This window comes from Limnovirga soli (genome assembly GCF_013106755.1).
Lineage (GTDB): Bacteria > Bacteroidota > Bacteroidia > Chitinophagales > Chitinophagaceae > Limnovirga > Limnovirga soli.
This window is the reverse complement of the sequence record NZ_WHPF01000006.1, coordinates 371,155-395,071: the sequence shown is the minus strand read 5'-3', so window position 1 is coordinate 395,071 and position 23,917 is coordinate 371,155. Positions and strand designations below refer to the sequence as shown.

The 23,917-nt window shown below is 37.7% G+C and carries 24 protein-coding genes; 6 read left to right on the top strand and 18 right to left on the bottom strand.

What is annotated here, in order from left to right; genetic code table 11:
- Positions 1-159: 159 nt before the first annotated feature.
- The 12 genes from GD597_RS10620 to GD597_RS10565 form a co-directional block, all read right to left on the bottom strand.
- A complete protein-coding gene (locus GD597_RS10620; protein ID WP_171607823.1) occupies positions 160-690 on the bottom strand; it encodes a hypothetical protein in 531 nt (176 codons plus the stop codon).
- A gap of 62 nt (positions 691-752) precedes the next feature.
- Positions 753-1,118, bottom strand: a complete 366-nt coding sequence (locus GD597_RS10615; RefSeq protein WP_171607822.1) for a hypothetical protein — start codon at positions 1,116-1,118, stop codon at positions 753-755.
- 475 nt (positions 1,119-1,593) lie between these two features.
- Positions 1,594-2,235 carry a hypothetical protein gene (locus GD597_RS10610; RefSeq protein WP_171607821.1) on the bottom strand — a complete coding sequence of 214 codons (642 nt, stop codon included), beginning with the start codon at positions 2,233-2,235 and terminating at the stop codon, positions 1,594-1,596.
- Between the two features lie 70 nt (positions 2,236-2,305).
- Complete coding sequence (locus GD597_RS10605) at positions 2,306-3,205, bottom strand: DNA cytosine methyltransferase (RefSeq protein WP_171607820.1); 900 nt, start codon at positions 3,203-3,205, stop codon at positions 2,306-2,308.
- 7 nt (positions 3,206-3,212) lie between these two features.
- On the bottom strand, positions 3,213-3,518 hold the full coding sequence (locus GD597_RS10600; protein ID WP_171607819.1) for a hypothetical protein: 306 nt from the start codon (positions 3,516-3,518) through the stop codon (positions 3,213-3,215).
- Positions 3,519-3,802: 284 nt separating this feature from the next.
- Entirely contained in the window at positions 3,803-6,250 is a 2,448-nt protein-coding gene (locus GD597_RS10595; RefSeq protein ID WP_171607818.1) for a DUF5906 domain-containing protein, read from the bottom strand.
- Positions 6,251-6,288: 38 nt separating this feature from the next.
- Positions 6,289-6,552, bottom strand: a complete 264-nt coding sequence (locus GD597_RS10590) for a hypothetical protein (RefSeq protein WP_171607817.1) — start codon at positions 6,550-6,552, stop codon at positions 6,289-6,291.
- A 40-nt stretch (positions 6,553-6,592) separates the two neighbouring features.
- The gene (locus GD597_RS10585; protein WP_171607816.1) at positions 6,593-6,862 is read right to left on the bottom strand and encodes a hypothetical protein; all 270 of its coding nucleotides are present in this window, start codon (positions 6,860-6,862) and stop codon (positions 6,593-6,595) included.
- 152 nt (positions 6,863-7,014) lie between these two features.
- Entirely contained in the window at positions 7,015-7,278 is a 264-nt protein-coding gene (locus GD597_RS10580; RefSeq protein ID WP_171607815.1) for a hypothetical protein, read from the bottom strand.
- A gap of 199 nt (positions 7,279-7,477) precedes the next feature.
- Positions 7,478-7,675 carry a hypothetical protein gene (locus GD597_RS10575; RefSeq protein WP_171607814.1) on the bottom strand — a complete coding sequence of 66 codons (198 nt, stop codon included), beginning with the start codon at positions 7,673-7,675 and terminating at the stop codon, positions 7,478-7,480.
- A 12-nt stretch (positions 7,676-7,687) separates the two neighbouring features.
- A complete protein-coding gene (locus tag GD597_RS10570) occupies positions 7,688-7,882 on the bottom strand; it encodes a hypothetical protein (RefSeq protein WP_171607813.1) in 195 nt (64 codons plus the stop codon).
- A 47-nt stretch (positions 7,883-7,929) separates the two neighbouring features.
- Positions 7,930-8,157: a hypothetical protein gene (locus tag GD597_RS10565; RefSeq protein WP_171607812.1), complete on the bottom strand. Its 228-nt coding sequence runs from the start codon at positions 8,155-8,157 to the stop codon at positions 7,930-7,932.
- A gap of 171 nt (positions 8,158-8,328) precedes the next feature.
- On the opposite strand from GD597_RS10565, the gene GD597_RS10560 reads away from it, so the two are divergent.
- From GD597_RS10560 to GD597_RS10550, 3 genes are all read left to right on the top strand, one after another.
- Positions 8,329-8,790, top strand: a complete 462-nt coding sequence (locus tag GD597_RS10560) for a hypothetical protein (protein WP_171607811.1) — start codon at positions 8,329-8,331, stop codon at positions 8,788-8,790.
- A 473-nt stretch (positions 8,791-9,263) separates the two neighbouring features.
- Positions 9,264-11,009 carry an ABC transporter ATP-binding protein gene (locus GD597_RS10555; RefSeq protein WP_171607810.1) on the top strand — a complete coding sequence of 582 codons (1,746 nt, stop codon included), beginning with the start codon at positions 9,264-9,266 and terminating at the stop codon, positions 11,007-11,009.
- The gene (locus GD597_RS10550; protein WP_171607809.1) at positions 10,990-12,753 is read left to right on the top strand and encodes an ABC transporter ATP-binding protein; all 1,764 of its coding nucleotides are present in this window, start codon (positions 10,990-10,992) and stop codon (positions 12,751-12,753) included. The genes GD597_RS10555 and GD597_RS10550 overlap by 20 nt, the downstream gene beginning before the upstream one ends.
- A 323-nt stretch (positions 12,754-13,076) precedes the next feature.
- On the opposite strand, the gene GD597_RS10545 is transcribed toward GD597_RS10550, so the two are convergent.
- The 4 genes from GD597_RS10545 to GD597_RS10530 form a co-directional block, all read right to left on the bottom strand.
- Positions 13,077-13,244 (bottom strand): hypothetical protein, encoded by a 168-nt coding sequence (locus tag GD597_RS10545; protein ID WP_171607808.1) that lies wholly within the window; start codon positions 13,242-13,244, stop codon positions 13,077-13,079.
- 7 nt (positions 13,245-13,251) lie between these two features.
- A complete protein-coding gene (locus GD597_RS10540) occupies positions 13,252-13,776 on the bottom strand; it encodes a hypothetical protein (RefSeq protein ID WP_171607807.1) in 525 nt (174 codons plus the stop codon).
- A 274-nt stretch (positions 13,777-14,050) separates the two neighbouring features.
- Positions 14,051-15,517: an outer membrane beta-barrel protein gene (locus GD597_RS10535; RefSeq protein WP_171607806.1), complete on the bottom strand. Its 1,467-nt coding sequence runs from the start codon at positions 15,515-15,517 to the stop codon at positions 14,051-14,053.
- Positions 15,507-16,064: an RNA polymerase sigma factor gene (locus tag GD597_RS10530; protein WP_171607805.1), complete on the bottom strand. Its 558-nt coding sequence runs from the start codon at positions 16,062-16,064 to the stop codon at positions 15,507-15,509. Before GD597_RS10530 ends, GD597_RS10535 begins: the two co-directional genes overlap by 11 nt.
- Before the next feature lie 469 nt (positions 16,065-16,533).
- Between GD597_RS10530 and GD597_RS10525 the strand changes: the two genes are divergently transcribed.
- Both GD597_RS10525 and GD597_RS10520 read left to right on the top strand, forming a co-directional pair.
- On the top strand, positions 16,534-16,902 hold the full coding sequence (locus GD597_RS10525) for a hypothetical protein (protein ID WP_171607804.1): 369 nt from the start codon (positions 16,534-16,536) through the stop codon (positions 16,900-16,902).
- A 100-nt stretch (positions 16,903-17,002) separates the two neighbouring features.
- A complete protein-coding gene (locus tag GD597_RS10520; RefSeq protein WP_171607803.1) occupies positions 17,003-17,335 on the top strand; it encodes a hypothetical protein in 333 nt (110 codons plus the stop codon).
- Positions 17,336-17,496: 161 nt separating this feature from the next.
- On the opposite strand, the gene GD597_RS10515 is transcribed toward GD597_RS10520, so the two are convergent.
- Positions 17,497-18,768, bottom strand: coding sequence for a T9SS type A sorting domain-containing protein (locus GD597_RS10515; RefSeq protein WP_171607802.1), 1,272 nt, complete (start codon positions 18,766-18,768; stop codon positions 17,497-17,499).
- A 124-nt stretch (positions 18,769-18,892) separates the two neighbouring features.
- Complete coding sequence (locus tag GD597_RS10510; RefSeq protein WP_171607801.1) at positions 18,893-21,706, bottom strand: TonB-dependent receptor; 2,814 nt, start codon at positions 21,704-21,706, stop codon at positions 18,893-18,895.
- A gap of 289 nt (positions 21,707-21,995) precedes the next feature.
- Between GD597_RS10510 and GD597_RS10505 the strand changes: the two genes are divergently transcribed.
- Positions 21,996-23,687, top strand: coding sequence for a T9SS type A sorting domain-containing protein (locus tag GD597_RS10505; protein ID WP_171607800.1), 1,692 nt, complete (start codon positions 21,996-21,998; stop codon positions 23,685-23,687).
- Positions 23,688-23,917 lie beyond the last annotated feature (230 nt).

The window sequence follows — 23,917 nt, the reverse complement described above, 5'->3', positions numbered from 1 at the left end:
TGTTGTAAATTAGTATCTGAAATTTCTTAAGGTAAAAAAGGATTTACAGGGGCATGTTTTTACACGCCCCTCTTTTTTTATATGGTGCCTATGCAAACCAGATTAATAATATAATATTTACTATTTTATTGAAGGACAGATTTGCAATAAAGAAGTTGATCAATTAAAGAGATTTGTTTGCATAAAGTGGGTTTTTGCGGAGGACACATTTGCAATAAAGTCTTTTGAGAATTGTTGCCGGGTGCGGTACTCTTTTTTCTTTAGGGCATCCTCGCTAATATCTTCATCTACCACAATATTGTGCAGGTTGCAAAACTCCTCCATGCTGTGTTTTATTTGTACGCCGCATATTTCCTGCAGGCGGCAATGCTTTGCAAGGTCTTCCTCAAAACGTTCCTCGAACAATTTGTTTAGTAGTATGATGTTTTGGGGTGGAAGATCTAATCCAAAGTGCGCCTGCAGCATCCACCAGCGGGGAAAATACATTTGCATTTGGCTGCTGAATTTATCGAAACTGCGATGTACTACTTCCTTGTTTTGACGAAAATAAAATTTGCGGTCGAGGAAGCCCAAGACCGTCATGCCAAAGAAGTTCTCTGTTGTAAATTTTACTGGTGTGCCATATAAACTTTGAATATATTTTTGGATATATGGTTTTACCGGTATTGTTATGCTATAGTATTTATCCAAGGCCAGTGTGGTTGTTGTGGCAGCAAATTAATTAAAAATGCAGTAATTACTACAAAAATTACTCAAACGCAACGCAAATAATAATACACACACATTTCAGTAGCGCCACATATATTGGGCCCATATTTTTGGCGTAGGAATTTATAAAATTCCACATAGCTCATGGCATGGCTTGGGTAGGTTACCAGCTCCGGCACATTGTTTAATAACATGGGTTGCAGCCAGTGTAATTTATAGCGTGTTGGCGGGTAACTATTATCTGCAGTGGCAATTTCAATAATTGTGTTTTCTATTACTGATTGCTGTGGCATACGGGACGGCTTAATATCTATGTGGAGCATAGATAAACAACCCATTTTGTTGTTGTAATTGGTTTCCCATGTAATGTTTTTTAGTGTAACAGGACTGGGAGCTACAGTTGTTTGCATTGTAAAGTGAATTTTATGGCGTTTGAAAATGAGGGTTTTGCTGTTACAAATTATTAATGCACTCTTTATTTTATTGATTATTAACTAATTATAATTGTAACACTATTATTGTAACAGTTTGTAACAGCTTGTATCAGTTTTGTAACAGTTTGTAACAGTAAACGGTATTTATCTGAGGTTTCTAAAATACTGTTACAATGCTGTAACATTTGCCACTACTGAATTGGCACAGATTTTTATAATGGTTTGTAACAGTTGTAACAGTACAAATAAAAGCTGCCAAAATTGCATATTTAACTTGGTTAGCCCTCCCCATGCCTGAATTTTGGCCGCCGAGTGAACTTCTACTTCTTCTGCCACATTGGATTACCCAGCTGAAATGCAGTGGCAATAAGGATGTAACAGTTTGTAACAGTATGAGAATTGTGGTTTCTGATATAAGTATGTAACCTTCCTCATAATTGTATAGAATGTTTTAAAACGAATTTGTTACCTCCTTAAAGGAAATAACCCAAACCCATGGGTTTTTATCCCAGTTTTCCTGGCCATTGATTGAGTGCCAGAGCGATTGAAATGAACCTTTAGCTAATAGGCACTCAACACCATCTTGTTCTCTTAAACCTTTCTTTTTAAAATAATTTTTGAAAGTGCCATCCTGGTACTCAATTACTCCTTCAGCAATTGCATCATCTTCACTAATATCCTGTAATCTTTCAACCTTGATGTTGGTTATTTCTAACCAGGTTCGGCAGGCAGCTTTGGGCATGAATAGGGATGGCCTTTTGTACCAGCCTAATAATGATCCTCTTTTTAATTCAACTTTTACTGGGGGATTATCAGCGTATTTGTAATCCCCAAATGATAAGGTTTTATCAGAAAATTTTGCTCCAAATTTGTCGATGGCCCATGATCCATAGGCATAAAATGTTTCACGCACCCAAAGGATATGGCCTGGTTGGCCGTAGGGGCATTTTAAAGAAATTGATTCGCCTTCTTCTGTTTCTAATTTCCAGGGCTTCCATTCTTGTTTATTAATCTGTTCCCAGTCAAGTGGCGGATTTTTCATGAATGATATTCCGTCTTCATTTGGTTGGGGCTTTACTATTCTTCTTGTCATTGTTTTTATACCGGCCCGTTGAGACTGGACCATTGGGGGGCTAAATAATATTGGTATTTGCTTTGGCATGTCATGCTAATTTATTTGTATTGAAATATTTGATTGCCTGTTCACCCATCCATCTAGCTTTTGGAACGGCTACGCCATTCCCAATTAACTCATAAGCATAATTCAAGTTGGGGAGTTTGTAATCATCCGGGATGCCTTGCAAACGGGCATATTCTCTTATTGTAAATGGCCTTACGCCGTATTGATAATTTTTGTCTTTAACCAATCTGGTACCCATATCCTTACTATAGTGAGCCACGCAGGTTGGCGCAATGCTATTTTGATTCTCTGGATCAACAATTATTGGTTTATCGCGGTACTGGCCTTTAATTCTGGCTATTACAGATTCATTTATTCTGATATCAACATTGTTTTCCAATATGTTTTTTATAGTTGGTATTTTTTCAGCTGCTGCAGGTGCGGTTATGGAGAAAGGCTTTTTTGTAGCGACAAGAATTAAGCGTTCCCGGCGCTGGGGTAGCCATAGCGAAGCATCCAAGGGGCAAAATATGGTTACATAGTAACCAGGTAATTTGCTCATTGCTTCCATTACTACCTTAAACATTTTCATTCCTGGTACATTTTCTACCCAGTACATTTCCGGCTGCTCTAATGCGATATGCCTTAGTGCATGCAGAAATAAGTCATCACCGGTTCTTACGCCGTGGATATCGCCGATGGTGCTGTATTTTTTGCAGGGGTAAGTGAAAAAATGTATATCTGTTTTGGGCTGATCTAACACTGTCATTTCTTTAATATCTTCCAGAATAATGCGATGATTGAAATAGTGGGAATTCATTTGCATGCATGAAACCGCTCTTTTATCTAAATCAACTGATTGTATTACATTAATTCCAGCCTGTTTTAAACCAATATCCATCAGGCCTGCTCCACTGAAATATGTTTTTGCTGTTGGTGCCATTACTGTTTTAATTTATACCCGGACTGGCTATTCCGTATGGGCTGCGGTTACTGTATTGACCTTTGATACGTACAAAAGGGCGGTGATACACTTTTTCTTGTTTGGGTGGTGGCTGGTGGCGTTTGCCGGCCGGTGGTTTTTTTAATGGTTTTTGCTTGCTTCGAGGCCCATGCTTTAATGTGGCCTGATGATACATTTCTAAGGTTTGTTCCCAGGTTATATTGAACATTTCCATTAGCTGAACCCGTTTTATACCTTTTTCAACTGCCTGGTAGCAGGTGAGCAGGTCGTTGTCATTGAATTTTTGTGGCATGGTGGGATGGTTTTATTGTTGAATATTTTTGTATATTGGGAAATATGATAAATAAGAATTTCCAATTCTATTCTATAGTACCGCTATTATTTAATGTGTATTTGGTAATTGTTTTTTCCAATTTTAATATGCGAAGATTAGTGCAACGTTTAGATTAAATTTGGCCTTCTGGTGCTTATTGATTTGAACGTACAAGTGAGTGACACAAGTAAAGCTGCTAGTTTGGATTTAGCTAGTGTCAAAATATGTATAGTGATTTTTGCAAACTTTCATGAGCTTGTTGTTTAGTTGAAAGGAATTTCGCTACTTGAAATAGGTGCTATATAGTGTGGGTCTTTGTAAGCCCCGTCAACTGATGATATTGTACTATTTAGCATTTCCTGTTCAGGCGTTTTTGGTATTTCTTCTTCCGGATTTATAAATTGACTTCGCAGGAATATATATGGGCGGCCATGGCCATTGATTTCTACACGTTCTACATCTTTTCCCTCCGCTTTACTCATCCAAGCTGGATAACTATAACGGGTACTTACATAGATTTTTTTGGGGTTATCGAACATATCCTTTTGGGTAAAATCCAGCTTGTGGTATTGATCAATTTTAAGATTGTCCTTTAAAATGCGTTCTATGTAGCTGGCTTCGTATTTGTTTTTAAAGAAATTCTGGTGAATGTCTTTACGGGTTAGCAATATTTGATCTACGCCAAAGTCGTAAAACATTTCTCGGATGTTGGCCACTATTTCTTTTTGTACCTGAGGCTGGCTGTAGGCTATTACTTTTTTAAGTGCATCTGTTTTTAGCAGGCTAGGGTGGAACCACATACGGTTTAGCCTATCGGTAATCAGTTTGCGTTGGTTCAAAAAGCTTAAGAAAGCTGGTATTTCTTCAATCATATTATCCAGCAAACCAGGGTTTTCTCGTTTGATTGTTGGTACTTTAATTACCCAATAACGTATATCTTCTTCATGCATGAACATGAAGCTTTCTTCGTTATTTGTAATGAATATGAATTTTATAAAACAGTCAATTTCCACATGATCTTTGCCTTTACTGTTCATCATAATTTTATCGGCTGTAGACAGGGATTTTACTTTTTCAATTACGGTTTGTTTATCAATTTTTGTTTCATCGCATATTACCACCGCCTTGGTGCTCCAGTGTTTATTGAAATCACCTGCAAGATCTTGGTTGCCCACAACGGCACAATTGCCACCCAGTAATTGTTTTAAGAATTTGCCAAAAGTGCTTTTACCTGTATTATTTTCTTTACTTACCAAACATAGAATTGGCAATTTTTCTGCCGGCTGCTGGTAAAGCAGCTGCACGTAATCCAATGCCATATCCATCATACTTATTTCTTGCTTTTGTTTGGTTTCCGGATGCGTGAAATGGATTGTATTACTACCAAAGATGTGGTGCATGAATGCGATGATAGAAGGGCAGTCTTCTTGTGTGGCTGGCTCTTCCTGTGGGTAAAAGTCGAGTGGATTGTACACATTAAAGCAGCCATTAATGGCTTGTTGAAAGTTTACATGGTCTGGTACATTGCAAAATGCCTGGTATTTTGGGATATGCTTTTGGAAGTTTGGGCCATGATCGTCTTTTATGGTGCCTTTGTCCCAAGCATGGAACTGCCTTTCTATTTGTTTGTACTTATTGGGAATGTTTACAAACTTGAAGTATTGAGTACCTACCCTAAAATAATCTTTGGCATCGCCCGGCACCATTATTTTACACTCGGATTTTTCCTCATCGTACCGGTAGCGGGTACCATTGAAAATAAATTCGCGGTCTTTACTTATTTCTCCACGTTCCACATGCCATAGAAAGAACTCCGTTATATTACTGAACCTAAATTCCTTTAGCACTTTGCTGGGGCCTAATGTTATATTGAATTTTTTAAACCAGAAGCCGGGTTTACTAACGTTTTGAATGTCGTCAACAATTTCTGTGACTTTATCCGGAAAGCTGCAGAGTACATCATCTAGCCCTTTGATTTCGGAACGGCTTATTTCTTTGTATTCTTCTTTTATGGCGTCGCAATCAATATGCATAAACCATTTATCCCCTTCATAATCGTCGAGCAAATCTTTAAAGGTGGCAATACTGTTGTAAAAGTTGCGTGGGCGGCTGTATAAATCAACTTCAGCTTTAACATCCTGTACTTTGCTGCTAAGGTCAAAACAGTCACCATCAGTTAGCCATACCACCCTTTGAACGCTGCACATGTGTATTAACTTTTTAATATCATCATGTAGTTCGTTCTTTTCCTTGTTTTTTAAATGCGTTATACTTGGCAGACCAACGATATCTAATCCATGCATGGCGCCTTTAAATGCTTTGAAAAAACCTTCTGTTATAAACAAGGTTTTTATGGGTGTGCGGGCATCGTATTTATCAACCAATTGTGGTGGAAAGAAAGGGAAACTACCTTTGCCTTTGGGCATGAGGTATTTGATAGAATCGCCATTTTCTTTGGTGATTGGTTTCTCCAGGCGAACAATGCTCCAGTTCTTTTTCCACCGGCTACCATCTTTTTCTATGGTGATGCATTCCCTATCTATGGTATATACCAGTATTTCAATTCCTTTATCATGTTTGCGAAATACAGGCTCTGGCTTTAAAATATTTTTTTGTTCCTCAGCATCGTAGCGTAAGAGCATTACCTGATTATCTTCATCTGTAATGCCCAGCTTTTCTAAACGTTGCGTATAATAATTCTGTTCTTGCATTGTATAATTAGCTTTAAGCTATTTGCTGGTAATTCTTTCTACTGATCGTCTGAATTTGGGTCGTGGTTCAATTCTTCTTCATTGAATTTTAGAATTGCCAGAATGCGCTCAAAATGGTTTGATGTAATGAGTAGTGCAAACAGATAGAAAATAAATGTGCTTACAACGGACAGTAGGCCAACCAGAAAGCCATCTAATTCAAAAGCTCCATTTGTTGAAGATTTTAATATGCTGCAAGCTGTAGCCCATGTAATTAGTGATATGATGAAAAACAGTATGAGGCATAGCGATTTGATTTTCATATATGCAGAATTTGGTTATTTGTGGATAGTAAAAAGTGCTTTAATTCAAATCAGGGTTTGGAAGGGCAACTTCTTTTATTACGAGGTTAGCCATGTCCATTTCGAACTTGCGATTGTAAGGATTGTGCAGCTTGTTACTGAAAATCTCTATTTCTTTCATTGTAAGAAAGGGGATGGCGTTATTTACATCTGTTGAGTATTCGGGTATTTTTTTATTGTCGAAACGGTTGGTTGTGTTTTCGATATAGTTTTTCTTGCCGTTTATGATGGTGAATATTACCATGCATTTTTGTTTGTTTTGCTTTGCCATTTTTTATTAGTTTTCTTCATCCTGCAGCTGCATATATGCTTTGAATGCAAGGGCTGCGAGGATGATGGTGAATGTTATTAGCATTTGTTTTGGTTTGATTGCTTCTATACTTGTGAACGTACAAGTGTGCGATGCAACGGATGTTTAGTGCTTTATCCGGAGCTTGGTACATAATTGCTATATAACTGCTCTATGCTTTTGAGGCCGAATAGCTTGCGCAGTTCCTCAGCTTCGATGGGTAGGAGTTTAAATTGAAAATCGTTTGTGGTACACATTGTAAGTATATCATTACCGCACCAGAAGCCTTGTTTGCAGGTGTTGAGCCAACGGGCTACGAACTCGCAACCGAGGGCAAATTTTTCCTCGCCATATTTTGCTATGATGAGTTGCTGTATGGTATAGATGGGCTGCTGCATTAGTGGCATTTTATGGGTAATTTTTTGAGGAGATAGGAAGTATCTTTTGTTGTATATAAAATGCAACGGTTGATGCGATAGAAGGTATCGCCGCTAATGTGTACCGGTATGTACTGGTATACTACGGTTTGCTTTGCTGTTTGGCATGCCGTGAAGGCAATTGCCAGGAGCAGCAGGAATGTGAGTGTGCGTTTCATTGTTATTTATTGTTGTTTGGTGTGAGCAATTGTGAGAACATTTCAGGCGGCATTAACATGGCTGCCCGTTGGCAGTGGAAGTATTCTGTTGAGCGAACTATTTCTTCTTCCACCTCGTTTTTCCAGTCGCGTTTTACAAGCCGTTGGTTGTAGGCCAGGAATACTGTGAGGTGGTAGTTGAATTTTTCTAACTGGTTCATATTGCGGTGGTGTTAATGGTATTTTTTGTTCCATTGGTTTTGTACCATTTGGCGCAGCAGTAACTTGTTTTTTGCCAAGTCTTTTTTAAACCTGATATCTTTTTCAATTACATGGTTTCCAAGCGTGATGGTACCGGGACTAGCATTAATTGCCGCAAGTAGTTCCTGCGCTTTTTGCTTAATTAGTTGGGTGTTGTTTGCTTTCATAATACTACAAAAATTACTCAAAATGCAATAAAAAAAGATTGGTTTATTTAACAGGCTGCCTTTAATTGCTGGCTTAGTTTTAGCTTTTTTTGGTGCCTGGCCTTTATTGTTTTTAGGATTGGAAGGATTTTTTTTGTTAGCTCCTCATCAGTTACCCGTCCTAATTTAAGATCGGTTAATTTTTGAGTTTCTATTGTAACGCCTTGGTATTTAAGTTCTTGTTGAACAAGTAAACGCCAATTGTGCGGTAAGGATTTTTTTGATTTCTTTCCCATTTTACAATTTTGAATGTGTTGAGGTTATAATTAATGGCTATTGCTTAACTTTTACCAGTTGTTTCCTTTTTGGGCAGTAAATGCGTCTTATATTATTACTACATTTTTACTTCGAAAACAAATGTAGGGAGAATCATTTATTACTACAAAAATTACTCAACATTTTTTTTTATGACACAGAAAAAAAATTTGGTAGAAGTTTTACAGAGCCCCTTTGAGCAGGCTTTCGTTAAAGTGTATTTGTATTTGGTAGAAAAGGACCGGTGGAAGGTCTTTAAAAAGTTTAGGCATAAGAAGGAATTGCTTCAACAATTGGGACTTCCTCAAAATAATATTAGCCATTATATAAATAGAACCCGCAACATACCCGAACATCACAATCAAAAAATTATTGATGTATTGGTTAATGAGTATGGCGTTAGTCATAAATTTTTAACTACCAACACCGGTAGAATGTTTTTGGAGGATCCTATCCTGGTTAATGAAACTGCCAGTGCTTATAGTACTTTAACAGAAAAGGAGTTTATTAAACTGCAGAAGGAACTTACGTCTGTTAAAGATGAAAATGATAGGTTGAAGGAACTCGTTGAAACTCAACGGGCTTTGATTAAACAATTACATAAGGGTAAGTAAAAAGTCGGGCAAAAAGTCGGGCAAATAGGGGAATTTATATAGGTTTTACAATTATAAATAATTGATTATGAGTAAGGTGAAAAGTAATGGTGTACGGGGTCGGGTTCGATTCCCGTACGCTCTACAAAAGCGGATAATTAAGGTAAAACTTATTGTCCGCTTTTCTTTTTTTGCCCGGTTGTGTTATTTTGATAGCCTTGTTTTCTTCTATGTCTCTTTGGGGTTTCTCAAGTTTGCCAAATGTAATAGCCAGGTATAAATGGATATTGTAATTACAATAACTTATTATTTGTTGTTTAAATAGCTGATGGAGCAATTGAGCGCTGCAGTGTGCGACGCAAGTAAAGCTGATAGCGATACAATTGCCGGGCTCATAAAGCATGTTTCATTATTGCAAGGCCATTTTTTACCATGCTTTTATTTACTCGCCTTTATTTAGGTAATTTTCAACTTTATTTATTTACAGATACCACATGTTAAACAAAGCTGCAGTAGCAAATAAAAAATCGCCCGGTGTATTTAGCTTACTTAAGCCTTACAGGGGAATGGTTTTTATGCTTATATTTTTTGCCTTATTAAGCAATGGCATTAACCTGGCTTTGCCAAAAATAATTGCCAATGGCATTGATGCCTGGCCCAACAATTATGAATTGGAGCAGGTACTTATTACATTTATTGGGGCTGCATTGGTAATTTTTATTTTTACCTGGGCGCAAGGTGTGGTACAGGTATATACCTCGGAAAAAGTAGCCAGAGATTTACGTACACAATTGTCTTATAAAGTATCCCTGCAAAGCCACGCCTATGTAGAGGAGGTAAACCCATCAAAACTGCTGACCAATTTAACAGCTGATGTTGATTCTATTAAAATGTTTGTTTCGCAGGCAATTGTGTCAATAGCTTCTTCTATCATTATTATTATTGGTGCCTGTATTATGTTGTTTTCTATTAACTGGAAGCTGGCATTGGTTATTGTGGCCATTATACCGATTATTGGTGGAGCTTTTTTTCTGGTATTAAAAAAAGTAAGAGTTATTTTTTTACAAAGCAGGCTGGTGGTAGACAAGTTAAACAAAGTAATTAATGAAAGCATTCTTGGTGCTGCCATCATCAGGGTAATTAATTCTCAACAACTGGAATACAATAAATTTTTATCTGCCAATACAGAAGCCAAAAACCTGGGATTAAGTATACTTAAACTATTTGCCGGATTAATTCCTGTGATCATTTTTACCGCTAATATGGCTGGGTTGGCAATACTTACCATTGGCGGCCATTTTGTTATTAGCGATACCATGACCCTGGGAGATTTTTCTGCCTTCAGCAGTTATTTGTCCTTATTGATATTCCCCATTCTGGTAATTGGTTTTATGAGCAATGTTATTGCACAAGCTACTGCCAGCTTTCAACGTATAAAAGTAGTGTTGGATGTACCAGAACCAGCTGCAGAAGGTACTTTGCAGCATACTCTTAAAGGAAATATTGCCGTTAATGATGTATCTGTTTTTTATGGGGAAAAGCCTGCTTTACAGCATATAAGCTTCACGGTAAATGGGGGTTCTACCCTGGCGGTAATAGGGCCAACTGCTGCAGGCAAAACACAATTACTTTACCTGCTTATGGGCTTAATACAACCGGGCAGCGGCAGTATTAATTTTGATGATACCCCACTGGCCATGTATAACAAAGAAAACTTTTACAGCCAGGTAGGTTTTGTTTTTCAGGATAGCATATTATTTAATATGAGCATCAGAGAGAATATTGCCTTTAGTAACACGGTAACAGATGCATCTTTGGCCAAAGCCATTGCCACTGCCGAACTAAAAGATTTTATCGATGCCTTGCCCGATAAACTGGATACCATAGTTTCTGAAAGGGGCACCAGCCTTTCAGGCGGGCAAAAGCAACGTATTATGCTGGCAAGGGCATTGGCCATTCATCCTACAATATTATTACTGGATGATTTTACCGCCAGGGTTGATACCAATACCGAAGCAAAAATATTAAACAACCTGAAGGAAAATTATCCCGGTATTACCCTTATTTCTGTAACACAAAAAATTGCAGCCGTAACGCATTACGACCAGATTATGGTGTTGATGGAAGGTGAAATTGTTGCCACCGGCAAACATGAAGACTTATTAAAGCAAAGCCCGGAATATATCCAGATTTTTAATTCACAGCAGAGTACAAGCAATTATGAATTACAACCTAAATAATATTGCTGATCAACAGCAAAAAACTTCTTCGTTAAGTGCACTAAAAAAGCTGCTGCTGTTAATACAGGAGGAGCGTAGCAACCTGTTGCTGGCATTGGTGGCCATACTTATAAATTCCGGACTTAACCTGTTAGGCCCTTATTTAACTGGTCATGTAATTGATACCTACATTGTAAAAAAAGACTATCATGGTGTGCTGCTATGGGCCGGTATTTTGCTGGGCATGTATATGGTGGCATTCGTTGCAAGCTACCTGCAAACAAGGTTAATGGGCGGGGTAGGGCAAAGAATGCTGTTTAAACTGCGCAATACCATTTTTAACAAGTTACAGGAGCTGCCCGTTGAATTTTTCAACCAAAATAAAGCCGGCGATCTTATTTCCAGGGTAAATAATGATACCGATAAAATCAACCAGTTTTTCTCGCAGTCGTTAATGCAATTTATAGGTACCATTGCCACTATGACTGGGGCGGGTATATTTCTCCTGGCCATAAATGTTGAATTGGGTGCAGCTACTTTATTACCGGGTCTGTTAATTTTTATCATCACCAAATTCTGCTCGCCCTGGATCAAGAAAAGAAATGCCCGCAGCATGCAGCGCACCGGCGGACTAAGTGCCGAAATACAGGAGAGCCTGCAAAACTTTAAAGTAATTATTGCTTTTAACCGCAGAGATTATTTTCGCAACCGCTTTGAAACCGCCAATAACCAGAACTATACCACCGCTATAAAAGCGGGTATTGCCAATAATATATTTATTCCCGTTTATGGCTTTTTTGCCGGTATGGCGCAATTAATTGTACTCACTTTTGGTATTTACCTAATTGCCCATGGGCAATTTTCCATAGGCTTGCTGGTAAGTTATTTGGCCTATGCCACTAACTTTTATAATCCACTGCGCCAGCTGGCTGCCTTATGGACAGGCTTTCAGGTGGCCATGGCAGGGTGGGACAGGATTTCCTATATTTTAAACATGGAAACCAACCTGCCCATAATACCCGACACCAATACCAATAACCAGCCGGCGCCGGTAATGGAATTTAGGGATGTTTCTTTTGGTTATCAGCAAGGACAGGAAATTCTGCACCATATTAATTTCACCCTGCAACAAGGTAAAACCTATGCGCTTGTTGGGCCAACCGGTGGTGGTAAAACAACCACGGCCTCGCTTATTGCAAGGTTATACGATCCTTTACAAGGGCAGGTATTGTTAAATGGAAAAGACATCCGTAGTTACCAGCCTGCCGAGCGCAGCAGTAAAATTGGCTTTATACTGCAGGAACCCTTTTTATTTACCGGCACCGTAAGGGAGAATATTATCTATGGCAATACTAACCTTGAAAATTATACTACACAACAGCTGGAGGCAACCATTACCGATGCCGGTTTGCAAAGCCTGTTATCCATTTTTGAAAATGGCCTAGATACAGAAGTAAGTTCCGGTGGTGAAAGTATAAGCCTGGGGCAAAAGCAGTTGATTGCATTTATGCGTGCTGTATTGCGCAATCCCGACCTGCTAATTTTAGACGAAGCCACAGCCAATATTGACACTATTACCGAAAAAATATTGCAGGAAATTTTAAACAAACTGCCCGCTACCACCACCAGGGTAATTATTGCGCACCGACTAAACACCATACAAAATGCCGATGAAATATTTTTTGTAAATGCCGGCGAAATTATCCGTGCCGGTTCATTTGACCATGCAGTAAATATGTTGTTGCATGGCGAAAGGCAAAGCTAAACATTTTTGAACCCGGCATTTGTTGGCTATTGGGCTTTACTTGCGTCGCACTCTTGTACGGTTGGATTGTAAATGGAGCTTTACTGAAGCGAAAGTTGCTTTTGGGGAAGGCAGTAGTAGCGAAATGGTGGTTTATGATGGAACAAGTACCCAACGCTATAAAGGCTTGGCTGTATACTTGCGACAGAATGGGTTATGAAAGTTGTAAGGGTTATTCAACGTAGCAATTGAAGTGTATTGATTTCAGGACGAGACATATTGTTTACGTAGAGATTTACCTGCCCCAATTTTGCTAAATCCTCGTTAGCGGTTCGTGCTGATTGTTATGAGAGTTGTTTTGTTTTACGTTTTGCCTTTGCCCTTAGCTCTTTAAGTTTACGTTTTTCTTTATCAGCACGAATGAAATCACTAATAGCTTTTTCTTCTGCTTTTGTTAACGGCCGTGGATCAACTACAAAATCTACATCAAGTGGCTCTTTAATAAGTCCCATAGTTATGTTATTTGAAATATTTGTTTGTCAATATTAGTGCAACTTCTGTTGTAATTACCATATTATGTCCGCCAAAATGTATCGCACCTAAACTTTTTTCATAATGTTCAATCAACTTGGTTTTGGAAAGAAATGAAACATATCCTTCTCCACCACGCTGAAACGAAAGTTTACAAGCAAAGGCTACAAGATTTCCTGGCACACCTAAATAAGTCTTGTTCTTTCCAATATTGAATGGTGCACTTTCAATTAAATGCATATAAACGTGGTCAGTTTTTACCTCCAAACTTATAACGCCTTGAATTATGGCCGGATTGTTCGAAATAGTTAGTTTATAAACTTCTCTAGTGGGAATTTTAAGTTCATTTACCCAATTGAATTGCCAATTATTTTTCTTGGTAAGTCTTTTTACTTCTGCTTTCGTTAATAGTGAAATTTCAGTTGGAAAACTGTCCCCCGATTTTACATTTTCAATTGAGTTAGTTAATTTGTCTATTTCAAATTCAAGGCCTTTTTCATTTCGCTTTTTCACCCTACTAATTTACGAAGAATTTAACTGTCTGGCAAATAGGTTTGTAGTTATTAAAGTATTCGCTGGCATGACTGCTAACTCAAAAATAGACCATCTAAATACCCTTTCCAAAAAATGCATTCTTCTTCCGCTGATAGAAGACTGGCCAATAGCAGCGCTTTATTGTTGCTTAGATAAAAGCCCAACAGGGTATCCAACCGTACAAGTGAGTGACATAAGGGACGGAGCTATATGATCTGCTGCTGGTTAACAATAATGGATTTAACTGTTTGCCCTATTTTTTGTTGAGATAAATACTGGCCCTGATACCATAGTTAAACAAGTGCTGATTGCCATAATCGCTGCTTTTTAGCAGGTTGGAAAAATTGTATTGTACCTGCGGACCAATATTGATTTGATACCTGCGCATCGCCGGGAAAGCTACCTGCACACCACCCAATACCTGTAACTGGGTTTTATTAAACAGGGATTTATTTTGATAGAATGCCTGGTTGAAATTGTCGAATACCAGCGCATTGGTACTGGTAATATGCGCAATGGCCACTCCGGTATTCCAGCCCACACTGAATTTTTTTTGTTGCAGCAAACTATGCTCTATTACAATGGGAACCTGAATTAATTGGTAGTTGTTATTGTAGGTGTTGATATTGCCGGGTTTGTAATAACTGCTTACATCCAGGTTGTTTTGCATGCTGTTATTGAACATTACCGTTACATTGCTATCGATACGATAACCGGTTTCAATTTGGGTGGAATGGTAGGCGTATTCAATACCTGTTATAAGACTAAATTTTTTGTTTATTGGCTTTTTTAGGGATAAACCAATGGAGAAGGATGCATTGGCCTTTACCTGTTTGGAGACATTAAAACTATATCGTGAACTATTTACTGGTAACTCAGTAATGCTGGAGTAATCGAGAAAGCTTTTGTCGGCATTTTGTCCGGCACTTAAAATGCTTTCTACTACATCGGCACGTCCAACCATGGTGCTAATGCCCCATTGCCATTTTTTAGCCGTGTTGATGGAGATAGCTGGCTTTTTAGCAGCTGCGACTGTATTGTTGTCAATCGTGTTGGTATTCTTGGTTTCGGTTACCAATGGCGCATTGTTTACAGCAGTGTTTTTTATTGCTGATGATGCATTGGTGCTGCTATCCAGCGGTTCTTTATTGGTTATAATAGCATTGTTATACTCTGGATTGGTTGTTTGACTGGTAATGGCTATATTTTCTTTATCCAAATTTTGGGTGTTGGTATTGTCGTTTTCTTGTGTATATGTACCAGGCTTTTCTGTCGGCTGACTATTTGCGGCACTAGCATCTGTTGCTGGATCGTTTTCAATTGAACTAGTAGTTTCCCGGGTGTTGGTATTGTCTTTTTTATTGGTTAAAATATGGGTATTTGTTATAGCTCCTGTTGGTTTTGACTGGGTGATTATTGTTTTATGGCCAGCCTGATTTTGTAGTGTTAAGGCCGTATTATCCAGGCTATTTTCTTTTGCTAAAGTAGTAGTATTGCTTGCTACAGTTGCATTTGTAAGGTTGGTATGGCCATTTGTGTACAGCAGCAGTCCGCCTGTAATGGCAATACCAGCCAGCAACAGCCAATAAATAATTGCCCGCCTGTTTTTATCCTTTTGAGGGATATGGGGTTCAATTTTTTCCCAAACAGGGGCAGATGGCTTTAAAGGAAAGCCCTCCAGCAGTTGATGTACCTGTTTTTCAAAATGTTTATCCGGCATAATATTTTTGTTTAACTAAAGATTCTCTATTTTTTATCCAGCTAATCAGCAGTGAGCGCCCCCTGGCATATTGTGAACGGGAAGTACCCTCGTTTATGCCCAGCATGGTGCCAATTTCTACATGGGTATACCCTTCAATGGCATGTAAATTAAAAATGGTTTGGTAGCCTGTTGGTAATTGTCTGATCATATCTGCCAGCTCTTTGGCTTGCAGAGAAACCTGCGGATTATCATCGGTTACAGGGTGAAGTTCAATATCATCGTAAGAGAGATCGGCACTGTATCTTTTATTCTTTTTTAAATAGTTTAATGCTGTACGCACCATAATGCTTCTAATCCATCCACCCAGTTCACCTTCTGCCCTAAACTGGTGCAGATTATTAAATACTTTTATAAAGCCATCCTGTAAAATATCTTCTGCATCGGCTACACTTTTGGTATAGCGGTAACATATACCCAGCATGGTTTCAGCGTAGCAATCATATAATTGCCGCTGTGCTTGTGGATTGGCTTTTAAACATTCCTTTACCAGCTTTTTTTCATCCATAGTAACCCGGGTATGTTTTGTTGACCATATAGTTGTATAAAACGTTGCATGGCTGTGGCAGCTTTATATTAACTAATCATTTCTGTTCAATTTAGGTGTTCTGTTGTTAAACCCTGCCAAAGATTTTATCGTACATTATTTTAAGCGCTATTCATTCGAAAAATAATTCCGTTAAATGGAATTTTTTTCTATTTAGTGGATGGTGATTTTCCAATTTTTGTTTTTAAGTTATTGATTATCAATTTATTATTTGCTTATTTATTGTTGGTACATATTTTGAATTTGATGCAGATATACCTTTTTGTTCCATAAAATTTTAAAAAAGCCAGTTTTTAAAAATTAAAACACCTGACATATGCTTATCTGCCAAAAAATGAAGCCCAAAAGGGATATCCGTTTATCGGATTATTCTATTGAGCTGAAAGAATTGAACCTAATTTTATTGCGTAATCCAATAAACCCCTAAACCATGTCAACCGTAATTGAAATTGCGAATGATCTTGCTAAGTCATTCGTATTAGCCGAGAGCAAAAAGCACGCTGCCCAAAGAATTGTAATTGAGCTAAGCTGCTTAGCTTATACAGACACAAAACAATCCATTGATTTTGACCTGAAAAAAACCTTGCTGCACCTGATATTTGAATTGGTGTCCGGCCAAAGGGCTTTTGAGGTAAAGAACGGGGAACGTTTTTTTACCACATCCAAAGATGGATATGTTTTCTCTGAAATGTTACATCAACTGGAAAAGAAACTAAGTGCAGTCGCAAAGCCACAACGTGTAGAAGAAGAAGAAACGCCTCAGGCGTACTATTTATGGCCTTTTACCGTGCAACAATAGGGCTTAGTATAATAGTGCCATTTAATTTTAGCGTGTGTTTAACTCAAAACTTAACATTGGGTGTATTATCTTATTGTTAATTTTGAAGAAACACTAATATATGGCATCTGTTAAAACTACGGCACCTGCAAAAGAAAGCAGTGAATCATTAATTACCAGGGATCTTATTGAGAAGCAGTTAGAGAATGCTTTATCGGCACTTAAAGAAGCCATTGGCGAGAAAAAATTTAAGCAAAGAATAAAAAAAGCCGCCAAATTGTTGGTTCATGGCTTAAAAAAGAAAACAGCTACCAAAGCTGCAGCTGCTAAAAAAGCAGTTGCAAAACCTATTGCAAAAAATGTAGCAACTGAAGTAGCAAAAAAAGCAGAAAAGCTGCCTAAAAAGGCTGCACCAGCTAAAAAAGTAGTTGCAAAAAAGGCAGCTAAAAAGTAATTCTTTTACTGCTGATATACTTCATGTGGCACAAGTGTGCGACGCAAGTAAAGTTGCCTGTTGCTTTAATGCCAGGTTACAAAATAATAATTTAGTTTTTGTGAGTATAGCAATAAAAAAGGCTGCAAAATATGCAGCCTTTTTTTATACAGTAAAAGCATTTATTGCTTTATAATCTTATATACTTTCTTTTCGGTGCCTGCAATCATTTCCAGCAAATAGCTGCCTGGTTTTAATTGGCTGCTGGTTTTTATTTGAATATTATTGGTCCCCGCAGCATATTGCGCTGCTGGCTGAGAAGCAACAACCCTTCCCTGTATATCATACAGCCTGAAACTGGCAGTTGTGTTTTGGGTTAGGTTTAATTGTAGTGAAAGCGCACCAATAAAAGGATTGGCAAATACTAGGTCGGTATTAGCATTGTCGCCATTTACCGTAACAATTCGTGAATGGGTAATGCTGCCATCACCATCAATTTGTTTAAGCCGATATTGCACGATTTTGCTGATTCCAAAGGCATTTTTATCAGTTGCAGCATAGGTTTCGTTTTTAATGCTGTTTACTGCATTAATGGTAGCTACTGTTTTAAACAGGTTGTTATTATCAGCTTTTTCTACTTCGTAGCCTTTCATGTTAAATTCGCTGGCAATTTGCCATTTCAGGTCTACATTGCCCGTATTTCGGCTGGCAGTAAATGATAATAATTGCACCGGTAATACCCCACAGCCACCTGCAGATGTACTAACATAAGGAAATACAAATAAAGTAACTTCCAGTGGGTCTATATAAGCAGGAGGAGCATCCCATAATTTTGAATAGGTTTTCCATTTTGCGGGTGCATTATCATAACCCCAGGCAGTATTGGCAGTTTGTTTTTGGGCGGTGGTAGTTACACAAATAGAATCACGAATATTATCTGGTACAGACCATGTAAAATTGCTAACATCTACTGATACATAGAATTTTTTTGAAACTGGTAGCGCTATCGCAGAAGGAAAATTAACAGTGGTATATTTTCCTGCATCAACATCGCTCTTAATACTGCTTAAGGTTTTTTGCGCAATAGTTGATCCATTGGTTAATTCAGAACCTGGCTTACCTGTGCCATCATCAGCATATACCCTGAAAATTATATTTTTTGACAGGTTTCCCGGAACATTAGAGTTAGCTTTTGAAAAGCTAACAATCACTCCTAAAATATGCGTGTTGGAAGTTCCGGATAAATCAAAATAATTAGCTTGTTGTGGTATGTCCTCAATGTTAATGCCACTAACATAACCGGCAATAACACCTGGAAAAAATGTTTCTTCCACATAAGCTGTTGGCGTCCACGAGCCATTAAGCGGCAGGTTAATGGTATCGCATACCTGTGCCTTCGCCGTGTTAAAAAGTAGTCCTGTTACTACCAGCATGGCCACTGTAAATTTGTTCATAATATTTATTTTTTAGAGTGTGTATATGTTTTTATTTTGAACCCAGCTAAAAGTCAATTTGCAGCTTTACTTGCGTCGCACTCTTCAGGGCCTTTCTAATAATTTAGCAATAGGATTTTGGTAACTAAAAGCGATAACCCACTGCCAGGGAAATCGTCATGCCAAAGTTTTGTCTTCTTGTAATGGCATCTGCATCTGCACTATAGCTATGGTAATTGCTATTGTTTACATCACGATACTGATAATCGTTCTGATGTAGTATATCTGCAAACGTTAGTTCTGCAATACCGTTTTTCAGGAATGATTTGGTAAGTTTTATATCCAGTACTGCATGTGGTTTTTCCCAGATAGGATCATTGCCAATACCGCCTACCAAAAATAGCCTTGGGCCAATTACATTATATAATACCGAAATGCCCAGATTGCTTTTGGGGTCATTGTATTGCAGTGAACCATTCATAATATAAGGCGATTGACCTATCAAAGGCCTATAACTCGAATCTTTACTGGACAGGTATTCGTTTGTTTTTGAATTAATAACAGAAAGGTTAGCATATACGGATAAATTCTCCAGCGAAGGGCTAATAAAATCAAAGTTTTTTCTTCCTTCCAACTCAATACCATAGTTGGTTGCTTTACCGGAGTTTCTGTAACTAATCGTTCTTGAATCAGCACCAGCAATGGAAATATAACTTTCAATCGGGTCAATAAACTTTTTGTAAAATGCGCTTATAGAATAATACTGCGAACCTTTGAAATATTGTTCCCATCTTATATCGTAATTATAAATATCAGTTGTTTTTAAACCGGGATTACCGCTAAAAGTGATATTGGTAAGAAAGTCGTAAAATAATTGATTAGCCAACTCCCTGTATTGTGGTCTGCTAACTGTTTTACTAAAGCTGGCTCTTATGTTACTTTTAGCCTGAACCGCATAAATAAAATTGGCCGAAGGCAAGAAACTGTTCTTTTTTAAATCAATGGCATAGGGCGCAAAACTTTCTGTAATACCATTCAATTTGTTTTCATATTGTTCATATCTAACACCCCAAACAAGACGAAGTTTATCATTAAATTTATTGTCCAGCATCAGGTAGCCCGCAGCATTTGTGATGGAGCCATTGTATATATTTCTGGGGTCATTGTATTCATACAGTAAAAAGCCATTGTTTACATCAAAATTTTCAGGTCTGTAAATGGAATCCTGGCCATACATAAGTAAGCCACTATTAAATTCAGGCTGAAAATCGGGGTTGTAATAAGGTCCAAAAAACCGGGCAATACGGCTACGGGTATTGTAATAATAGGCACCTCCTGTTTTTACAGTTTGAGTTTGCTTTAATAATTTAAACGGAATACTCAGGTCAAGATTCGCTCCTTTGGTTTCATCTTTTACGGTAGCATAATATCGTACACCTGTATTGGCAGTAGGTGAGGGTGCACCTTGTACAAATGCAAAATAAGGAGATCCTTCATCCACCTGAAAAAAAGTATTTCTTCTATAATCCGGCTCATTTCTAAATAAGTCGGTATAATAGCCCTGCCATTTTAATTTAATTTTTGTTTTTGGGAAGATATGTTCACCAGCTAGTTGGGAATTGTATATCCTGTTACTGGTAAAAAAGAAAGAATTGGCTTTAATGTCAAACAAACCACTGGAAGGGTTGGGCCCAGACCTTATTACTGTCTGATCATTAGAGCTAATGGAATATAGGTTGTTCCAATATATTTTATTATTGGCATTTAGTTTTAATATTAAATTTCCCATACCACTTGTAAGAATACTGCGGGAATAAGTGCTGTCTTTATAATTATAAATAGAAGTTGTATTATCATCCAGAAAATCATTCGTTAAAAATTCGCTGAATCTGTAAGTAGAATTATAGGTAACACCAAATATGCCGCCCAATTTAGGGTAAGTATTTTTTTTGCTCATTTTGGCACTAAATCCACCGGTTATTTGAAAATTGGCATTTAATGGAGCTGTAGAATTTTTAATAGCCCAGTTATTGTTTAACAATTTGCCATATTTTGCCTGATCTTCAATAGAGGCATTTGATAAAATATCAGTATTGGGAAATTGGTCAGGTATATCCCTGGTTCCATCATCTATACCAAGCCAATCTGTTTTGCCCCCTGCATAACCCGCATAATTTTTTCCATTGGTAATAGTGTTATAGCTGGATCCAACTTTTAATGCAATGAAATTTTTATCTGGGGTTTCCTTGGTATTTATTTGCACAAGACCGCCTGAAAAACTGCCCGGTAAATCTGGTGCCGCACTTTTTATAATGGTAATATTATCTACAATTTCAGACGGGAAAATATTAAAGGCAAAAGTTTTTCTGTCGGGCTCACTACTTGGTAACAAAGCACCATTTAACATAGCTTCATTATACCGGTCGTTCATGCCACGAACAACTACAAATTTATTTTCCTGAATAGTAGTTCCACTGATGCGTTTTAGTACATCACTAATATTTTTATCCGGAGATTTTCTAATAAAATCAGCGCTTATGCCATCAGAAACTACACCTGCATTTCTTCTGGTTGTTAGTAAAGCAGATAAACTTTCTCTTTTGGCACTGGTAGATTGTACTACAACAACTTTAAGTGTGCTTTTAGCAGCTGTTAAAACAATATTTAATTCTGTTAACTGCCCGCTAATTATTTCTACTTCTGCAATTTTTTTTGAATTATACCCTACAAAAGATATTAATAGGGTGTACTTACCCGTAGCAAGTGCTTTTATATTATAGGTGCCGTCTGCTTCAGATACTGTACGCTTTCCGTTCTCAACAATCGAAATAGATGCTCCGGCCAAAGCCTGATTATTATTTTCATCAGTAATTTTTCCTGTTAAATTACCACCCTGCGCTATTGTGATTTTTGTAAATAAAAGAACTACCAAAAGAATGTAGAGAGATTTCAGGTGCATGTTAATTTTTGGGCAAAACTAAACGCTACACAAGGCCTTCATATTTCCAAATTATTACCAAATTGTTATTTAAAAAGTGCAATGCTAAACACTTGTTTAGTGGTATTAAATTTCATAAAACAATATTATTTTATTATTACTTTAATGTTAACAAGTATTGGCCTGTAATGCAATACTGTATTGTATTTAGGGCGATAATACTCTTAACTATTTGGTAAGATTTTCTTAACCTGTAATTCCTGTAAAGGCTATCACACAACAATACATTTGCGCAAATAAATTTTATTTTATGCAAGTTAAATTTTTACTGAAAAATGTACTGTTGATAGCTATGTTAGCAACATCTGCAGTTACGGCAACTTTTGCTCAAACAAAAAAGCCGGTTAAGCAAATTGGTGGCCCCGGAATTGATTCTTTGATTACAAAGAATACCACATGGAGTTGCGATACCATTTACTATTTGAATGGTAAAATCTATGTTACCAGTGGTGCTGAATTAACCATTAAAGCCGGTACTGTTATTATGGGTGATTCATTAAACAAAGGTTCATTAATCATCACCAAAGGTTCTAAAATTCATGCAGTAGGTACACCTACATGTCCTATTGTATTTACCTCAGCTAAAGCGCCAAATAAAAGGGCTCGTGGCGATTGGGGTGGTCTTATTCTTTTGGGTAAGTCAAGCATTAACCAGCCAGGTGGTTTGGCTAATATTGAAGGTATTGCTCCTGGTCCTTTGTCAGAGTATGGTGGTGGTTTAACACCTGATGTTAATGACAATTCTGGTGAATTAAGTTTTGTACGTGTAGAATTTGCCGGTGTGGCTTTATCACTTAACAACGAAATCAATGGTATTACTTTTGGTGGTGTTGGTGCTGGTACATTGGTAGATTATGTGCAGGTTAGTTATTCAAATGATGACTCTTTCGAGTGGTTTGGTGGTACAGTAAATGCTAAACACCTTATTGCTTTCCGTGGTTTGGATGATGATTTTGATACAGACAACGGTTATAGTGGTAAATTACAGTTTGGTATTGGTGCACGTGATCCATTGGTAGCTGATATTTCCGGTTCAAACGGTTTTGAATCAGATAATGATGCAAGTGGTTCTTTAAACACACCTCAAACAAGAGCTACTTTCTCAAACTTTACTATTTCTGCAGGTGCTGATTCTGCTACTAACAGTTTATATCGTCAGGGCGCTCAAATCCGTAGAAATAGCCATATGAACCTGTATAACTCTATCTTAATGGGTTACCCTACAGGTCTTAACATGGATGGTACTACTACCCAAAACAATGTTACCGCTGATACTATGGTTGAGCATAACATTCTAGGTGTAAAATATGCGCCTAAAAATGTAGTTACTACTTCTCCTTCTGGTACAACTTCTATCATCAATTTATTAAATGCCGGTGGTGGTGCTGATAATAGATTCTTTACTGGTAATGCTCAAATTTTATTAAGCAATCCTTACAATCTTAATAACCCTAAATTTTCACCAGGTGCCGGTTCTCCGGCATTAAGCGGTGCTAAATTTAACGAAACTGCTTTAGCGGGTGGTTTCTTCACTCCAACTACTTATGTTGGTGCTATGGGTAAAGGTGCTGCTGCAAACTGGGCTACAACCTGGGTTAATTTTAAACCAACTGCAACTGTTTATACAGCTTTGTGTATTTGTTCTTCAGCTTTTGTAGCCAATAGCACAGAAGAAGCAATTGCTGCTGAGCCTGTACAATCAGTTAGTGTATATCCTAACCCTGCACGTGGTGTATTTAAAGTAAGCCTTAACGGTTTCACTGGTGGTGTAAACGTAAAAGTTACCAACCTGAGTGGTGCTGTTGTTTACAACAAACAATCTTCAGTAACTGCTAAAAGCGTCTTGAGCGTTTCTCTTAATAATGCCCCTGCAGGTTTATATTTTGTTACTGTTTCAAACGGTGCAAAAACTGTTACACAAAAAATCAATGTTATACAGTAATTGTACAACATTCAAATAGCATGTGTTAATTTTTTAACACCAGCGCCCTTGCTTTCTAGCCGGGGCGCTTCATTTTTTATTTGATAAGGCATTTCTTTGGCCTAACAGTTTATGGTAATGCAGCTTTACTTGCGTCGCACACTTGTACTTCAGAATCAGGCAGCAGCCAGAAGGTGCTTTTGGGGTGGTGAATTTGTAGCAAACGAATGATTTATATCGATATTATACCC

What these genes read in the sequence shown, in the direction of transcription:
- GD597_RS10615 (WP_171607822.1), bottom strand. Translation starts at nt 1,118, where the DNA reads ATGCAAACAACTGTAGCTCCCAGTCCTGTTACACTAAAAAACATTACA.
- GD597_RS10610 (WP_171607821.1), bottom strand. Translation starts at nt 2,235, where the DNA reads ATGACAAGAAGAATAGTAAAGCCCCAACCAAATGAAGACGGAATATCA.
- GD597_RS10605 (WP_171607820.1), bottom strand. Translation starts at nt 3,205, where the DNA reads ATGGCACCAACAGCAAAAACATATTTCAGTGGAGCAGGCCTGATGGAT.
- GD597_RS10600 (WP_171607819.1), bottom strand. Translation starts at nt 3,518, where the DNA reads ATGCCACAAAAATTCAATGACAACGACCTGCTCACCTGCTACCAGGCA.
- GD597_RS10595 (WP_171607818.1), bottom strand. Translation starts at nt 6,250, where the DNA reads ATGCAAGAACAGAATTATTATACGCAACGTTTAGAAAAGCTGGGCATT.
- GD597_RS10590 (WP_171607817.1), bottom strand. Translation starts at nt 6,552, where the DNA reads ATGAAAATCAAATCGCTATGCCTCATACTGTTTTTCATCATATCACTA.
- GD597_RS10585 (WP_171607816.1), bottom strand. Translation starts at nt 6,862, where the DNA reads ATGGCAAAGCAAAACAAACAAAAATGCATGGTAATATTCACCATCATA.
- GD597_RS10580 (WP_171607815.1), bottom strand. Translation starts at nt 7,278, where the DNA reads ATGCAGCAGCCCATCTATACCATACAGCAACTCATCATAGCAAAATAT.
- GD597_RS10575 (WP_171607814.1), bottom strand. Translation starts at nt 7,675, where the DNA reads ATGAACCAGTTAGAAAAATTCAACTACCACCTCACAGTATTCCTGGCC.
- GD597_RS10570 (WP_171607813.1), bottom strand. Translation starts at nt 7,882, where the DNA reads ATGAAAGCAAACAACACCCAACTAATTAAGCAAAAAGCGCAGGAACTA.
- GD597_RS10565 (WP_171607812.1), bottom strand. Translation starts at nt 8,157, where the DNA reads ATGGGAAAGAAATCAAAAAAATCCTTACCGCACAATTGGCGTTTACTT.
- GD597_RS10560 (WP_171607811.1), top strand. Translation starts at nt 8,329, where the DNA reads ATGACACAGAAAAAAAATTTGGTAGAAGTTTTACAGAGCCCCTTTGAG.
- GD597_RS10555 (WP_171607810.1), top strand. Translation starts at nt 9,264, where the DNA reads ATGTTAAACAAAGCTGCAGTAGCAAATAAAAAATCGCCCGGTGTATTT.
- GD597_RS10550 (WP_171607809.1), top strand. Translation starts at nt 10,990, where the DNA reads ATGAATTACAACCTAAATAATATTGCTGATCAACAGCAAAAAACTTCT.
- GD597_RS10545 (WP_171607808.1), bottom strand. Translation starts at nt 13,244, where the DNA reads ATGGGACTTATTAAAGAGCCACTTGATGTAGATTTTGTAGTTGATCCA.
- GD597_RS10535 (WP_171607806.1), bottom strand. Translation starts at nt 15,517, where the DNA reads ATGCCGGATAAACATTTTGAAAAACAGGTACATCAACTGCTGGAGGGC.
- GD597_RS10530 (WP_171607805.1), bottom strand. Translation starts at nt 16,064, where the DNA reads ATGGATGAAAAAAAGCTGGTAAAGGAATGTTTAAAAGCCAATCCACAA.
- GD597_RS10525 (WP_171607804.1), top strand. Translation starts at nt 16,534, where the DNA reads ATGTCAACCGTAATTGAAATTGCGAATGATCTTGCTAAGTCATTCGTA.
- GD597_RS10520 (WP_171607803.1), top strand. Translation starts at nt 17,003, where the DNA reads ATGGCATCTGTTAAAACTACGGCACCTGCAAAAGAAAGCAGTGAATCA.
- GD597_RS10515 (WP_171607802.1), bottom strand. Translation starts at nt 18,768, where the DNA reads ATGAACAAATTTACAGTGGCCATGCTGGTAGTAACAGGACTACTTTTT.
- GD597_RS10510 (WP_171607801.1), bottom strand. Translation starts at nt 21,706, where the DNA reads ATGCACCTGAAATCTCTCTACATTCTTTTGGTAGTTCTTTTATTTACA.
- GD597_RS10505 (WP_171607800.1), top strand. Translation starts at nt 21,996, where the DNA reads ATGCAAGTTAAATTTTTACTGAAAAATGTACTGTTGATAGCTATGTTA.